Here is a 14,229-nt window from a genome sequence, read left to right as displayed (position 1 = left end):
CGACCCCGGCCGCCCAGCGGGGGCCAGGGGGGGGGCGCCGCTGGGGCGCGGCGCCGGCGCGCCATTATGGCAGAGCCGCTGTTCGGTGACTGTCTTGTAGGCCGGGCCGAACAACATCCGCGCTTCACGCCCGGCCGTGACGGTCAATCCTGCCGCAGCGATATCGCCCTCGCCATTCGCGAGCGCCGCCGTGAGCGCAGCGATCGAGGGCCGCGTCTCGAATTGCGCCTCGACCCCGAGATGCGCCGCGAAGGCCCGCACGAGATCAACCTCATAGCCGCCGGGACCGTCATCGCCGACAAGATAGCTGGTCGGACCCTCCAGGGTCAGAACCACAAGACTGCCCCGCGCTTGCAGGGCCTCCACGGATTCCGCCGCAACGGGGCGGGTGGCCTCGCTGCAGCCAGCCAGGACAGAGGTGATCGCGATGAGGCGAAGAATATGGCGCAGGGTCATCCCGGCAAAGATAGGCATTCGGCGTCAATCCGCCAAGTCGAATGCAGATGCGTGCCCATTCGTTCCGTTTTGTTAACCATAAATGTTCCACTTGTGTTCCGGAACAAAACTGGTACGTTGTGTCTCGGTTGCCCGTGACCGAGGGGCGTGAAATAAGGGAATATTGATATGAGCAAGGGCGCGATTCGACTCGTGAACGATTCAGGTATGGACAAGAAAAAAGCGATCGAGGCCGCGCTGGGCCAGATTGACAAGGCCTTCGGCAAGGGTTCGGTCATGAAACTGGGCGCCAAGCCGGCGATGGAGATCGAATCGATCTCGTCCGGTTCGCTCGGGCTCGATATCGCGCTCGGCATTGGCGGTCTGCCCAAGGGCCGGATCGTCGAGATCTACGGTCCCGAGAGTTCCGGCAAGACGACGCTGGCGCTGCACACGATCGCCGAGGGGCAAAAGCTCGGCGGCGTCTGCGCCTTCATCGATGCCGAACACGCGCTCGACCCGGTCTATGCCGGCAAGCTGGGCGTTGATGTTGCCGAACTCCTGGTCTCGCAGCCCGATACCGGTGAACAGGCGCTCGAAATCGCCGATACGCTGGTGCGCTCCGGTGCGATTGATGTGCTGGTGATCGATTCGGTTGCCGCCCTGACCCCGCGCGCCGAGCTCGAAGGCGAGATGGGCGACAGCCTGCCCGGCCTCCAGGCCCGCTTGATGAGCCAGGCCCTGCGCAAGCTGACGGGCTCGATTTCGAAGTCGAAATGCATGGTCATCTTCATCAATCAGATCCGCATGAAGATCGGCGTCATGTTCGGCAGCCCGGAAACCACCACCGGCGGGAATGCGCTGAAATTCTACTCGTCTGTCCGCCTCGATATCCGCCGCATCGGTGCGATCAAGGATCGTGATGAAGTCATCGGCAACCAGACCCGTGTCAAAGTCGTCAAGAACAAGGTCGCACCGCCCTTCCGCGAAGTTGAATTCGACATTCTCTATGGCGAAGGTATTTCGAAAATGGGCGAGCTGATCGATCTTGGCGTCAAGGGTGACATCATCGAGAAGTCCGGTTCCTGGTATTCCTATAATTCCGAACGTATCGGTCAGGGTCGTGAAAACGCCCGTAAATTCATGATTGCCAACCAGGCCATGGCCAAGGAAATCGAAGCGAAGGTCCGCGCCAATGCCGGTCTCATCGCCGATGTCCTTCTGGTCGGCCCAGGTCTGGAAGAAGACGAGGCCGCCGCTGGCTGACCGGGATCATGGCCTGGTGGCGGGCTCGCGCCCCGCTGCCGCGCCTCCCACACCTGCTCAGCCGGTAGATGGCATTGTCCTGATTTAGGTTGGACCTTGCAAAGGTTTGGTCGTAATTATCGGTGGACCTTTTATCGGCGGGGCTGCTTATCCCAGCGGCTGGCCTTGACCTCTTGTTGTGGGCGGACACTCGATGCCAATCCGGATGATGCGGCACCAACAACGCGAACTGCGGCTGATCGAGTTCAGCGGAACGATCATGCATGAGGAGTTCGAGCCCTTTTCGCGATTCTATCTTGACCGCGACTTCTACCGTTTCGCTGACCGGGAAGTCGTATTGTTTACGCCCGATGTCTCACTCGCGGCCGTTGATGTCGAAGATATCAGCATGCTGGCTGACTCCTATATTGAGGCCCTGCGGCTGCGCGGAGATCAGACGGCGGTTTTGTCGGCTTGGGTTATGGGCGATCATGTCCGTGCTGAAACGCGTCTGTGGTGGGAATTTACGCGTGATCATTCGCGATTGCGGGAACCGCGCCATATCGTGGAGACCGTTGAGGCAGCGCTGCATGCGCTCGGCTGTCCACAGGAGTGGGCCGCGGATATGCGGACCCATAGCGGTTTCAAGGTGTTTGAGGCGGGTGATCGGGCCGTACCCTGATGGGCGGCCGGGCGCTGGCGGGGCGGTCAACTCTGAACAAGGGGGGCGCCTTGCGCAGGGCGCCGCGTTTCCATATCTCCTGAAAACTGCTAACGCAGCGGCTTCGGCCGGGCGCCGCAAAGACGATGCGATACAGGATGATATGATGGCCAGCTTGCGCGATATCCGGGCAACATTCCTCGACTACTTTGGCGGTAATGATCATGAGATCGTCCCGTCCAGTCCGCTGGTGCCGCAAGACGATCCGACCCTGCTCTTCGTCAATGCCGGCATGGTGCCGTTCAAGAATGTCTTCACCGGCAAGGAAAAACGCCCCTATAGCCGCGCCACCTCCTCGCAGAAATGCGTCCGGGCCGGGGGCAAGCATAATGATCTCGACAATGTTGGTTACACAGCGCGTCACCACACCTTCTTCGAAATGCTGGGGAATTTCTCTTTCGGCGACTATTTCAAGGAAATGGCGATCCATCACGCCTGGGAGCTGGTGACGAAGGAATATGGTCTGCCGGCGGATCGTCTCCTGGTCACGGTCTATTCCGAGGACGAGGAAGCGCGCATCCTATGGCGCAAGATTGCCGGCCTGTCCGATGACCGCATCATCTCGATTTCCACCTCGGACAATTTCTGGTCGATGGGCGATACCGGCCCGTGCGGCCCCTGTTCGGAAATCTTCTTTGACCACGGCGCCGACATTCCCGGCGGGCCTCCCGGCTCGCCTGATGAGGATGGTGACCGTTTCATCGAGATCTGGAATCTCGTCTTCATGCAGTATGAGCAGCTCTCCGCGGAAGAACGCGTCAATCTGCCCAAACCCTCGATCGATACCGGCATGGGGCTGGAACGCATCGCGGCGATCCTGCAGGGCAAGCATAATAATTACGAGATCGACCTGTTCGCCAATCTGATCCGGGCCGGAGAAAGCGTGCTCGGCGTCAAGGCTGAGGGGGCCGCCCTGGCGAGCCACCGGGTGATCGCCGACCATTTGCGCTCGACCTGTTTTCTGATGGCCGATGGCGTCAGCCCGTCCAATGAGGGCCGCGGCTATGTGCTGCGCCGTATCATGCGCCGCGCCATGCGCCATGCACATTTGCTGGGCGCGACCGAGCCTGTGATGTGGAAGCTGGTCGAGGCGCTGAAAACCGAAATGGGCGATGCCTATCCGGAGCTGGTCCAGGCCCAGCCCATGCTCGAAGACACGCTGCGCATGGAGGAAGAGCGTTTCCAGACAACGCTCGGCCGGGGGCTCGGCCTGCTTGAGGAGGCGACCGCCGGTCTGGCCAGCGGCGCCGTGCTGCCGGGCGATACCGCCTTCAAGCTTTACGACACCTATGGCTTCCCGCTCGACCTCACCCAGGACGCTCTGCGCGCCAAGGGCATGACGGTGGACGAGGCCGGTTTCGAGACCGCGATGGACAAGCAGCGCAGCGATGCCCGCGCCAGTAAATTCTCTTCCGGCCAGGCCGCGCCTGCCGAGGTCTGGTTTGCTGTCCGCGACAAGGCCGGCGCGTCGAAATTCCTCGGCTATGACGGTGAGGACGGCCGCGGCAAGCTTGTCGCGATCGTCGCTGATGCCAAACAGGCCAAGGCGCTCGGATCCGGCCAGGCTGGCGAGCTCGTGTTTGATGCGACGCCATTCTATGGCGAATCCGGTGGCCAGGCCGGCGATAGTGGTCTGGTCGAGTTTGAGAATGGCGCCATTTTCCGCGTCACCGATACGCAAAAGCGCGGCGGTGACATGCATGCCCATATCGGTGTGCTCGAACGCGGCGAGATCACGCTCGGCGACAGTGCTGTGCTCAAGGTCGATGCCGCACGCCGCACCACAGTGCGGGCCAATCACTCCGCCACCCACCTCCTGCACGCGGCGCTGCGCGATGTGCTCGGGCCGCAAGTCTCGCAGAAGGGCTCCTATGTCGGGCCTGACCGGCTGCGCTTTGACTTCAGCCAGAACAAGCCGATCAGCGCCGCCCAGCTGGGCGCTGTGGAGGCCCAGGTCAATGCGGTGATCCGCCAGAACCTCGCCGTCTCGACACGCGAAATGAGCCCTGATGCGGCGATCGAGGCCGGAGCGCTGGCCCTGTTCGGCGAAAAATATGGCGACACCGTCCGCGTCCTGGCGATGGGGCAGGCGCTGGATGGGGGCGACAAGCCCTATTCGGTCGAGCTGTGCGGCGGCACGCATGTGGCCCGCACCGGCGATATCGCCTTGTTCAAGATCGTCGCTGACAGTTCAGTCGCCTCCGGCGTGCGCCGGATTGAAGGCCTGACCGGCGAGGCCGCCCGGCTCTATATGGAAGAACAGATCGGCTTTGGCCGTGCCGCCGCCGACGCGCTCAAGACGCCGCCAGCCGAATTGCCGGCCCGTGTCGCCAGCCTGATCGATGAGCGCAAGAAGCTTGAACGACAGCTGGCCGAGGCCAAGAAGCAATTGGCGATGGGCGGTGGTGCCGCTGGCGCTCCGGCCGGGCCGGAGGAGATTGCCGGGATCCAATTCATCGGCCGCGTCGTCGAGGGCGTTGGCGGCAAGGATTTGCGCGGGCTGGTCGACGAGGCCAAGGCGCAAATGGGCTCGGGCATCGCCGCCTTCATTTCCAATAATGAGGGCAAGGCGGCGCTGGCCGTCGGTGTCACCGGTGATCTGGTCGGGCGCTTCTCGGCGGTGGAACTGGTGCGCGCCGGTGCAGCGCCTGTCGGCGGCAAGGGCGGCGGTGGCCGCGCGGACTTCGCCCAGGCCGGCGGGCCCGATGGCGACAAGGCGCAGGCCGGACTGGACGCGATCCGCGCCGCCCTGGTGTCCTGATGGCCAGGCCGTCGCGAACCGCGCCTGGCAATGATGTGCAAATGCTGGGCGACAAGGCTGCGGCGCGCGCTGTCGCTGCGGCGCGGAGTGATTTCAACACAGCCCTGGCAGAGCGCAACATGACGGCGATCGCCGCGATCCTGGCCGAAGCGGCGACGCTGGTGCCCGGTGATGATGCGGTGTTGATTGAGGGGCGCGAGGCCCAGCTGGACGCCTGGCAGTCGATCTTCACCAATATGCCCGATGTCGCTTATGTCCGCTCGCCGGCGCGTATCGAGATCGGTGAGGATGGCGAGCTGGCCGCCGAGACCGGGCGCTGGCGCGGGGCCTGGTCGAGCGAGGGGTTTTCAATCCGCTATACCGGTCGCTATTTCGCCAAATGGCGTTTCGATGGTGTGCACTGGGTGATCGAGGCGGAAGTTTTCGTGACGCTGAAGCGTCAGACCTGACTGGCGAGCCAGGCGCGGGCGGTCTTCTCGTCGGCGAAGGTCCGGTTTTCCCCTGACATGCCGGCCGGGGCGCGGCGATCCCAATAGCTGAGCAGAGCTCTGCTGTCGGGGTCTGCACAGACGACGGCGGCGAAGAAGCCGTCGCCGACGCCATTCTTGGCGGCCGCAATGGCCATGAAACGCATCAGTTTTTCCGCTTCGCCGGGGCTCAGCAAGTCCAGCCGGGTATCCGTCATGATGCTCAGATTGCGGATTTCGGGCCACCAGCCGGGCAGGTCGAAACGTTCCAGATACGACGCCTGAAGGGCTTCCAGGTCGGCGCGGCCATTGACGCGCCAGACACACAAATTGCTCTCGTGTTCGATCACCGTTGTCGTGTGCATGCCGTCCCCAAACGAACTCGACTCCACCGCTATTTATGAGCGAGTCCGGTGAGGGCGCAAGCCTGTCGCCCGGATATGCTGGTGGCTGAAGGGATTCAAGCGTCGCGCTGGGCCAACCAGGCCCGGGCATCGGCCTCGGATCGAAAATAGCGCTCGTCGGTCATCCGCTCGGTCCGGGAGTGAAGCTCGTAATAGGTCAGCAGGCCGGCCGCCATTTCATCGCTACACACGACCGCAGCGCGCTTGCCCTTGCCGTCTGTGCGCGGCGTGTCGAGTTCGGCGAGGTGATGGACCAGCTCGGCCGTGTCCCGGGCGGAAACATCGCCCAGGCTGGCATCGGTCATTACGGTCAGAAAATCATAGTCATTCGACCATCGTGGATCTGCACGGGCGGCCCGGACGCCGGCGATCATCGCGTCGACGGTCAGCCGTCCGCTCATGCTCCAGACGCAGAGCTGGTCCTGGGGTGAAAACTCGTATGATACGGTCAAACTTGGCACCTGACTGTTGATAGCGCATCGATTTTTGCCCGATGCCAAGGCTTTTGACAATGCAAAACGGGCGCCGCCACCAAGGTGTCGACGCCCGTCCAGGAATTGATATTTTCTAGTTAAGTCAGGCCATTGCCGCCTTGAAGCGCTCATCGACCTTGTCAAGGAAGCCTTCGGTCGACAGCCAGCCCTGGTGATCACCGACCAAAAGGGCGAGATCCTTGGTCATGAAGCCGGCTTCAACCGTCTTGATGATGGTGGATTCAAGCTTGGCCGCGAACTCCATCAGCGCCTCATTGCCATCCATCCGGCCGCGATGCGACAGGCCCTGGGTCCAGGCGAAGATCGAGGCGATCGGATTGGTCGAGGTCTGCTCGCCGCGCTGATGCTGGCGATAGTGACGCGTGACGGTACCGTGAGCGGCCTCGGCCTCCACGACAGAACCATCGGGCGACATGAGCACGGAGGTCATCAGGCCCAGCGAGCCGAAGCCCTGGGCGACGGTGTCGGACTGGACATCGCCATCATAATTTTTGCACGCCCAGACGAAGCCGCCGGACCATTTCATGGCCGCGGCGACCATGTCGTCGATCAGGCGGTGCTCGTAGGAAATCCCCTTGGCAGCAAAGGCGTCCTTGAACTCGGCATCATAGACTTCCTGGAACAGGTCCTTGAAGCGGCCATCATAGGCTTTCAGGATCGTGTTCTTGGTGGACAGATAGACCGGCCAGCCGCGCTGCAGGCCGTAATTCAGGCTGGCGCGGGCGAAGTCGCGGATTGAATCGTCCAGATTATACATGCCCATGGCGACGCCAGCGCTCGGGAAATCGAACACTTCGCGCTGGATCGGCTCGGAACCATCCGATGGCTGGAAGGTCATGGTCAGCTTGCCGGCGGAGGGAACCAGGAAGTCGGTCGCCTTGTACTGGTCGCCGAAAGCGTGACGGCCGATCACGATCGGACGCTGCCAACCGGGCACCAGGCGTGGCACATTGGAGATGACGATCGGCTCGCGGAAGACGACGCCGCCAAGAATATTGCGGATCGTGCCATTCGGCGAGCGCCACATTTTCTTGAGGCTGAACTCCTCGACCCGGGCTTCGTCCGGCGTGATCGTGGCGCATTTGATGCCGACGCCGTATTTCTTGATCGCCTCGGCCGAGTCGACGGTGATCTGGTCGTCAGTCTCGTCGCGCTTCTGGATCGAAAGGTCGTAATATTTCAGATCAATGTCGAGATAGGGCAGGATCAGCTTGTCCTTGATCAGCTGCCAGATGATGCGGGTCATCTCATCGCCATCGAGTTCGACGACCGGGGTATCGACTTTGATCTTCGCCATGGTGTTGTGCTTTCTTTTCGGACGGGTGTGTAAGGCGCTAGGTATGGCGCTGTACTCTGATTTGCGCGCTCTCTAGCATTGGCGCGCCGCAAGGTGAAGGCCCCGATCCATGACCCGACCAATCGCCACCCCGTCCTTCATCCTTGTTCATCCTCAGCTGGGCGAGAATATTGGTGCGGCGGCGCGGGTTATGGGCAATTTTGGTTTGTCTGACCTGGTGCTGGTAGCGCCGCGCGATGAATGGCCCAATCCCAAGGCGGTCTCGATGGCGGTCGGTTCGCCGGTGCTGGACAAGGCGCGGCTGGTCGACGATTTGACGGCGGGTGTTGGTGGTTTCACAAGGCTTTACGCCACCACGGCGCGGCCGCGCGGCATGGAGAAGCCGGTGATGACGGCGCGCGAGGGCATGGCCGATGCCCGCGCCGCAATCAACGCCGGCGAGACGGTCGGCATCCTGTTTGGCGGCGAAAAGGGTGGTTTGCTCAATGATGCGGTCGCCCTGGCTGACGCTATTATTACCCTGCCGGTAGACCGCAGTTTCTCGTCGCTTAACCTGGGGCAAGCCGTCGGTATTCTTGCTTATGAGTGGATGGCGGAGGAGGGCGCGCCGGCCGTGTTCGATCCGGTCTCCGATGTCGCCTCGCGATTCGACCTTGAGGGCATGTTCGAGCATTTCGAAGCCGAGCTGGAAAAGTCCGGCTTCTTCTACCCGCCCGACAAGACGCCGCTCATGGTGCAAAACCTGCGCGCCGCATTTGTTCGTGGCCGCTGGACGACCCAGGAAGTGCGGACATTTCGCGGTTGCGTGAAGGCGCTGGCGATGGGGCGCGGCAAGGCGCGAACCGTGCGGGACGACTGAACCGCTAGCGCTCCGCGCTGTGCCGCTCCTCGATCCGTCGCACATCGCGCTCCAGCTCGACCTGATCGCCGCGTGTCAGGAAGGCGCGTGGCCCGGCCTCGGGAGGGGGCGGATTGGCATCGAAGCCGTCAAAGGCCTGAGCGGCGTGTAATTGCCAGGGCGTCTGTGATTGCAGCCAGTGCTCGCGACCGGCTCGCAGGGCGGCGAGATTGGCCTCCAGGGTCTCCGGCGAGAGCGGGCGCCCGAAATTTCCATCCACAGGCAAGGTGCCATCCTGTCCGGCGAGACGATCCAGAATCGCCTGACCCAGGGCGGGGCGGTAATGCGAGGGCACGTAATACCAGGGGCTCGGAGCCGAGCCATCGGCGGCGGGCGGGGCGGTTTGCGCTGGCGCCGAGAAACCACCAAAATCCCACGCTTGCAGGGCCGGCCCGTCGAAACAGGCCTGATCGGCCGCGGCCATTTGCCCGCGCGCTGCCAGCTGGGCGGCAATATCGCGCCGCAGCGCAATCTCGGCCGGTCCGGCGCCGGCGCGCTGGCGCGCTTCCTCATACCAGGCATGGACGGGATGGATGAAGACGACGACCTGCTTGCCCGAGGCGAGCAGGGCATCAATACCGCGGAACAGGAAGGCGACGCGCTCCGGATCGTATTCATAGGAGGCGTAATAGCGATAGCGCTTGGCCAGTTCCTCCTCGAAACGGTCCGGCAGGCCGGCCTCGTCATAAGCCTGTTCCCAACGCGTATCCGAGCCGCCGGAGATATTGTCGTCGACGGTCTGGAGGGCGCGGGCAAAGGCGCTGGTCGACAAGGCCATCTTGGCCAGCGCCGCCAGCCGTGATCCGCCGGCCATCGGCGTGATCCAATAGGTCGCCTGGGTATTGGTGTCAGTCGAAAATTCGCGCAGATCGACGCCGATCACGACGCAATTGAGGGCGTCATTGCGCGCGGCGAGGGCGCTGGCACGCGCCAGTTCAAACGCCGAAGTGCCGGCCATGGCGAGATTCTCATAGCCGCCGGGCCAATCGGGCAGCTCACGCGGGAAACCGTCCATCACGCGTGAACTGCCCAGCGTGATCGTGCCGGCATCGCTGGTCAGCAGGCGATGGCCGACATGGACCCGATAGCCGTCCTCATGCGCGCGGGTGCGCCGCGCATTGACGCCCTCGATCGAAATCCATGGCGCGATCTCATAGGGATCCACCACCAGGGTGAAACCGCCAAAGCCGACAAGCCAGACGATCAGCGTGACTGCGAACAGCCGCGCATAGCGGACCAGGCGCCTGGCGGCACCGGCATTGGGGGCGTCAGAAGCGGTAATAGATGAACTCCGCGACGGTCCATGAATTGATGATAGCGATGAAGAAGAGGCTGGCGATCAGGATTGCGCTCGTCGTGCTGGCTGACCAGCGCCAGCCCTTTTGCAGATTATTCTCCTGGCCCGCCAGCGTGCGCGGGTCGAGATAGCGCGAGACCACCGAGATCGTGTCCGGCAGGGCCCAGATGATCGCCAGGCTGACAATGATGGCAATGAAGGGCTCGTCGCCGACATTTTCGCCCAGCCCGTTCAGCCCGGCCATGCCGGCCAGCATCTCGCTGGCGGCGGCAAAACTCTCGGCGCGGAAGAAAACCCAGGCGAAGGTCACAAAGGCGAAAGTGAGCAGGGGCGCGAGGAATTTCAACGGTTTCGGGAACAGCCCGTTCGGGAATTTGCTGTCGATCCAGTGGCACCAGGCCAGGCCCAGCCCATGCAGTCCGCCCCAGACGACGAAGGTCCAGGCGGCGCCGTGCCAGAGCCCGCCGAGCAACATGACAATGAAGAGATTGACCCAGCGCCGGGTCTCGCCCTTCCGGTTGCCGCCAAGCGGGATGTAGAGATAGTCGCGCAGGAAACGCGACAGGGTGATGTGCCAGCGGCGCCAGAAATCGACGATGGATGTGGCGCGATAGGGCGCGTTGAAATTGGCCGGGATGTGAAAGCCGAACATCCGCGCCAGACCGAGCGCCATGTCGGAATAGCCGGAGAAGTCGAAGAAGATCTGGAAGGCATAGCACAGGGCCGAGGTCCAGGCCGCCAGCGCGCCAACCTCGCCGCCATGAGCGGCCATATCGAAACCGCTCGAGGCGAAGGGCTCGAGATTGTCGGCGAGCAGGACTTTCTTGGCCAGGCCGAGTGCGAAAATCGTGAAGCCGATGCCGAGATTGTCGGACAGCTTGTCCTTGCGCCCGGCGTCGTCGAACTGGTCGGCAATCTCGCGGTGGCGAATGATCGGACCGGCGATCAATTGCGGGAAGAAGGAGACGAAGAGCGCGTGCTTCACCACACTGCCGGGGCTGGCATGATTGCGCGCGACATCGACCAGATAGCTGATCTGCTGGAAGGTGAAGAAGGAAATCGCCAGCGGCAGCGCCAGATGCGCCAGCGGCAGATCGAGCCCGGTGACGGCATTGGTATTGGCGACGAAGAAGTCGGCGTATTTATAGACGCCGATCAGGGCCAGGTTGAAGACAATGCCGATCGCCAGCCAGGGCTGGGAGCCACGATGCCGGATCGCCATGCCGAAGCCGTGATTGACGATGATCGAACTGAGCAGCAGCGCCAGATAGCTGGCATTCCACCAGCCATAGAAGACCAGCGAGGCCAGCGTCAGCAGCGCCAGCGCTGCCTGGTGTCCGCCAAAGCGCCGCGCGGTGTAATAGATCACCAGCGTGACGGGCAGGAACAGGAACAGAAACTCGATCGAATTGAATAGCAAAGGCCGTCTCCCCAGGCGCTATTCAGCTGTGTGCCGCATTTGCGGCGTCGGGGAAAGTGGCTTTGTCGGGAGGGGGTGGTGAGTGGCCAAGCCCCCCGCCGCCTACAGCCATTGACATTCACCCCCACACCGCTAGAACCCCTTTTCCCTCGCCGGAGCCTTGCTCTGTGTGGATCAACCCCAACGGGACGATGCGTGGACCGCCGTTTTAATCGTGGACCTTGAGGGAGGTGCACCGGGCCGCATCGATAGAGAGAACATGTCAAAACGTCATAATCAGAAGTATAAAATTGACCGCCGTATGGGTGAAAACCTTTGGGGTCGTCCTAAATCTCCTGTCAATTCACGTTCTTACGGTCCTGGCCAGCATGGTCAGCGTCGCAAGAGCAAGGTCTCCGAATTCGGCCTTCAGCTGCGCGCCAAGCAGAAGCTGAAAGGCTATTACGGCAATATCACCGAAAAGCAGTTCCGCCGCACCTTTGACGAAGCTTCGCGTCGCAAGGGCAATGCTGCCGAGAACCTGATCGGTCTGCTGGAATCGCGCCTCGATGCGCTGGTCTATCGCGCCAAATTCGTCCCGACCGTGTTTGCGGCCCGCCAGTTCGTCAATCACGGCCATGTCCTGGTCAATGGCAAGCGCGTCAATATTGCGTCTTACCGTTGCAAGGTTGGTGATGTGGTTGAAGTGCGTGAACGTTCGCGTTCGATGGCGCTGGTGCTCGAAGCCCTGGAAAGCGCGGAACGCGATATTCCAGACTATATCGATCTCGACACCAAGGCGATGAAGGTGACCTTCGTACGGGTCCCGGAATTCGCTGAAGTGCCGTATCCGGTCCAGATGGAACCCAATCTCGTGATCGAGTTCTACTCCTCGTAAGCGATACCATCATCGAATGATCAATCAGGCCGTCCGGTTATCCCGGGCGGCCTTTTTGCTGGGCGTTGGGGCACCCCCGGCAGGCCAACGGGGCCCCAAGGGGTATCACATTGTTTTGGCCCCGATTTTGCGAATTATGAACAAAGTGTTTCAGTTTGGTGCTGGATCGGGCGCGGCGGATGCCGGTGCCGCATTGTCCTGGGGGGATATTCCATGCGCATGCTTGTTCTGGGGGTCATCACGGCCGCACTGTCCTGTGCCGCCTGTTCCACGGTTCGCGAACCGGAGCCGGCGGCGCGAACGGGCTTCATGGCCTCGCTTCCCGCCATGCCATCCCTGCCGACCATTCACATGCCCAACGTCAATCTGGCCGATATTCACTTGCCGGGCACCAATCGCCAGGCGCCCCGGGTCGATCCCGATCTGGAGGCCGTGGTCTACTGGCGGGTGATTGATGATGATATCCTGGTGGTCCATGCCGACACGCATGGCTGCACGGTACGCTCCGACTTTACCGTCGATGTCGAGCAGTATGACGGTGATATCTATACGGTGCGCCTGACGCGCGATGAGCCGGACCGCTGCAGTGACAGCCTGCCCTGGGGTGTCCAGCTCGGCTTCGGCTTCGAGGAACTCGGTGTGCCCAATGGCGGCAGTATCATCGTGCTCAACCCGATCGACCAGCGCGCCTGGGACTGGAATGAGCCCGGCCGCACGGCCCAGATGCAGCGCTAGGCACAAGCCGCCTGGAGCAATTCCACGCTCACCTTGTCGGGATAGAAGGCCAACCGGTCCTTGATGGCGGCGACATGGGCGAAGGGGCCTTCATAACTCCAGGCCGCGTTCTCCAGCACGGTGCCATCCTTGAGGCGGATGTGGAAATAGCTCGCCTTGCCCTTATAGGGACACCAGCTGGTCTGCAGGGGCCGCTGCAGGAAGCGCGGCGCAATATCGATGCGGCGGATGTAAAGCACAGGCGGGTAGACATGCTCGCGCAGTTCCAGCGCCTCGGCCCGGGCGGCGAGCCGCTCCTGGCCGATACTGATGCGAACGGGCTGGTCGATCTGCCGCAATTCCAGCGGATGATCGATCCCGGGCTGCAGGACGGGACGGTCTGGATTGTCTGTCATGGCGGCCCTTTTCGTGTGATCAGGCGCTTTCAAGCACGCCTTTGTCCTTGAGATAGGTCTGCAATTCGCCGCTCTCGAACATTTCCTTGATGATGTCGCATCCACCGACGAACTCGCCCTTGACGTAAAGCTGCGGGATGGTCGGCCAATTGGAAAAGTCTTTGATACCCTGACGGATATCGGCATCTTCGAGCACATTGACGCTTTCGAAATCGACCTGGAGATGGTCGAGGACGCGCGCAACCACCGAGGAAAATCCGCATTGCGGGAAAACCGGTGTGCCCTTCATGAACAGCACGATGTCGTGATTTTCGACAGTGGCCTTGATGGCGTCGTGGGCGGGGGTGGTCATTATTGCGCTCCTGGTAAATCCCTGCCGGAGAGCTGGGGGCTCACCGATCGTGCTTCAAGTCCTGCCAGCCGCGCATTCGCAGCCAGATTGGTGGATCTCGTGGTCAGGCATACTACCGCACTCACGCTGCTCTGATCGAGTGTCCATTTCAGCGCACCCCCGGCCGGCCCGGCCCGGGGCCGGGTGCGCGTGCCGGTCAGGGCCTGCTTGGCGGCGCGGGCCAGATACCACAGATCGGCGCGTGAGCCGGGCAGGCGCAGGCCCGGCCTGGCTGCGGTGCTGATTGCCTCGATCGCGATCACTTTCATTCCCGCCTGGGCTGCGCGCGCAAGACGGCCGAGGGCGCCATCGTCGAGGCCTGAATTGACCGGCGCCATCACCACATCGAAGACGCCGGCATCGGCCGCCGCATCGGGTTCCGGCCCCCGGCC

15 protein-coding genes and 1 pseudogene are annotated in these 14,229 nt (G+C 62.3%); 7 read left to right on the top strand and 9 right to left on the bottom strand.

From position 1 onward, the window contains the following. Positions 1-474 (bottom strand): transporter substrate-binding domain-containing protein (locus ACN0YJ_RS14290; protein WP_417496591.1); only part of this gene is annotated, 474 nt, incomplete at its 3' end. Positions 475-624: 150 nt separating this feature from the next. Between ACN0YJ_RS14290 and recA the strand changes: the two genes are divergently transcribed. From recA to ACN0YJ_RS14270, 4 genes are all read left to right on the top strand, one after another. Continuing rightward, positions 625-1,701 (top strand): recombinase RecA, encoded by a 1,077-nt coding sequence (recA, locus tag ACN0YJ_RS14285; protein WP_417478279.1) that lies wholly within the window; start codon positions 625-627, stop codon positions 1,699-1,701. A gap of 205 nt (positions 1,702-1,906) precedes the next feature. After that, positions 1,907-2,362, top strand: a complete 456-nt coding sequence (locus ACN0YJ_RS14280; RefSeq protein WP_417478278.1) for a hypothetical protein — start codon at positions 1,907-1,909, stop codon at positions 2,360-2,362. A 145-nt stretch (positions 2,363-2,507) separates the two neighbouring features. Further along, complete coding sequence (gene alaS, locus ACN0YJ_RS14275; protein ID WP_417496592.1) at positions 2,508-5,162, top strand: alanine--tRNA ligase; 2,655 nt, start codon at positions 2,508-2,510, stop codon at positions 5,160-5,162. Between the two features lie 41 nt (positions 5,163-5,203). Further along, on the top strand, positions 5,204-5,611 hold the full coding sequence (locus ACN0YJ_RS14270; RefSeq protein WP_417496590.1) for a nuclear transport factor 2 family protein: 408 nt from the start codon (positions 5,204-5,206) through the stop codon (positions 5,609-5,611). Here ACN0YJ_RS14270 and ACN0YJ_RS14265 read toward each other — a convergent pair. The 3 genes from ACN0YJ_RS14265 to ACN0YJ_RS14255 form a co-directional block, all read right to left on the bottom strand. Further along, positions 5,602-5,994, bottom strand: coding sequence for a hypothetical protein (locus tag ACN0YJ_RS14265; RefSeq protein ID WP_417478276.1), 393 nt, complete (start codon positions 5,992-5,994; stop codon positions 5,602-5,604). The two genes, ACN0YJ_RS14270 and ACN0YJ_RS14265, sit on opposite strands and share 10 nt — an antisense overlap. A gap of 95 nt (positions 5,995-6,089) precedes the next feature. Beyond that, the gene (locus tag ACN0YJ_RS14260; RefSeq protein ID WP_417496589.1) at positions 6,090-6,485 is read right to left on the bottom strand and encodes a hypothetical protein; all 396 of its coding nucleotides are present in this window, start codon (positions 6,483-6,485) and stop codon (positions 6,090-6,092) included. Positions 6,486-6,609: 124 nt separating this feature from the next. Next, positions 6,610-7,824, bottom strand: a complete 1,215-nt coding sequence (locus tag ACN0YJ_RS14255) for an NADP-dependent isocitrate dehydrogenase (protein ID WP_417478274.1) — start codon at positions 7,822-7,824, stop codon at positions 6,610-6,612. A 109-nt stretch (positions 7,825-7,933) separates the two neighbouring features. Here ACN0YJ_RS14255 and ACN0YJ_RS14250 point away from each other — a divergent pair, with 109 nt between their 5' ends. After that, on the top strand, positions 7,934-8,683 hold the full coding sequence (locus tag ACN0YJ_RS14250) for an RNA methyltransferase (RefSeq protein WP_417478273.1): 750 nt from the start codon (positions 7,934-7,936) through the stop codon (positions 8,681-8,683). A gap of 4 nt (positions 8,684-8,687) precedes the next feature. Here the strand turns inward: ACN0YJ_RS14250 and ACN0YJ_RS14245 are convergent, their stop codons facing one another. Together ACN0YJ_RS14245 and ACN0YJ_RS14240 are read right to left on the bottom strand one after the other, a co-directional pair. Further along, entirely contained in the window at positions 8,688-9,890 is a 1,203-nt protein-coding gene (locus ACN0YJ_RS14245) for a hypothetical protein (protein ID WP_417496588.1), read from the bottom strand. A 100-nt stretch (positions 9,891-9,990) separates the two neighbouring features. Further along, positions 9,991-11,439, bottom strand: coding sequence for an MBOAT family O-acyltransferase (locus ACN0YJ_RS14240; RefSeq protein WP_417478271.1), 1,449 nt, complete (start codon positions 11,437-11,439; stop codon positions 9,991-9,993). A 259-nt stretch (positions 11,440-11,698) separates the two neighbouring features. On the opposite strand from ACN0YJ_RS14240, the gene rpsD reads away from it, so the two are divergent. Together rpsD and ACN0YJ_RS14230 are read left to right on the top strand one after the other, a co-directional pair. Then, entirely contained in the window at positions 11,699-12,316 is a 618-nt protein-coding gene (gene rpsD, locus ACN0YJ_RS14235) for a 30S ribosomal protein S4 (protein ID WP_417478270.1), read from the top strand. A gap of 213 nt (positions 12,317-12,529) precedes the next feature. Then, positions 12,530-13,051, top strand: a complete 522-nt coding sequence (locus tag ACN0YJ_RS14230) for a hypothetical protein (protein ID WP_417496587.1) — start codon at positions 12,530-12,532, stop codon at positions 13,049-13,051. Here the strand turns inward: ACN0YJ_RS14230 and ACN0YJ_RS14225 are convergent. The 3 genes and pseudogenes from ACN0YJ_RS14225 to ACN0YJ_RS14215 form a co-directional block, all read right to left on the bottom strand. After that, on the bottom strand, positions 13,048-13,446 hold the full coding sequence (locus ACN0YJ_RS14225; protein ID WP_417489006.1) for a DUF427 domain-containing protein: 399 nt from the start codon (positions 13,444-13,446) through the stop codon (positions 13,048-13,050). The two genes, ACN0YJ_RS14230 and ACN0YJ_RS14225, sit on opposite strands and share 4 nt — an antisense overlap. 19 nt (positions 13,447-13,465) lie before the next feature. After that, positions 13,466-13,798 carry a Grx4 family monothiol glutaredoxin gene (grxD, locus tag ACN0YJ_RS14220; protein ID WP_417478267.1) on the bottom strand — a complete coding sequence of 111 codons (333 nt, stop codon included), beginning with the start codon at positions 13,796-13,798 and terminating at the stop codon, positions 13,466-13,468. Further along, a pseudogene (locus ACN0YJ_RS14215) lies at positions 13,798-14,229 on the bottom strand (hypothetical protein); the annotation flags it as partial. The pseudogene ACN0YJ_RS14215 and the gene grxD, both read right to left, overlap by 1 nt.

Source organism: Maricaulis sp., assembly GCF_048270095.1.
Taxonomy (GTDB): domain Bacteria; phylum Pseudomonadota; class Alphaproteobacteria; order Caulobacterales; family Maricaulaceae; genus Maricaulis.
Note: the sequence above shows the minus strand (reverse complement) of the source record. Positions and strands in the feature narration are given on the sequence as shown.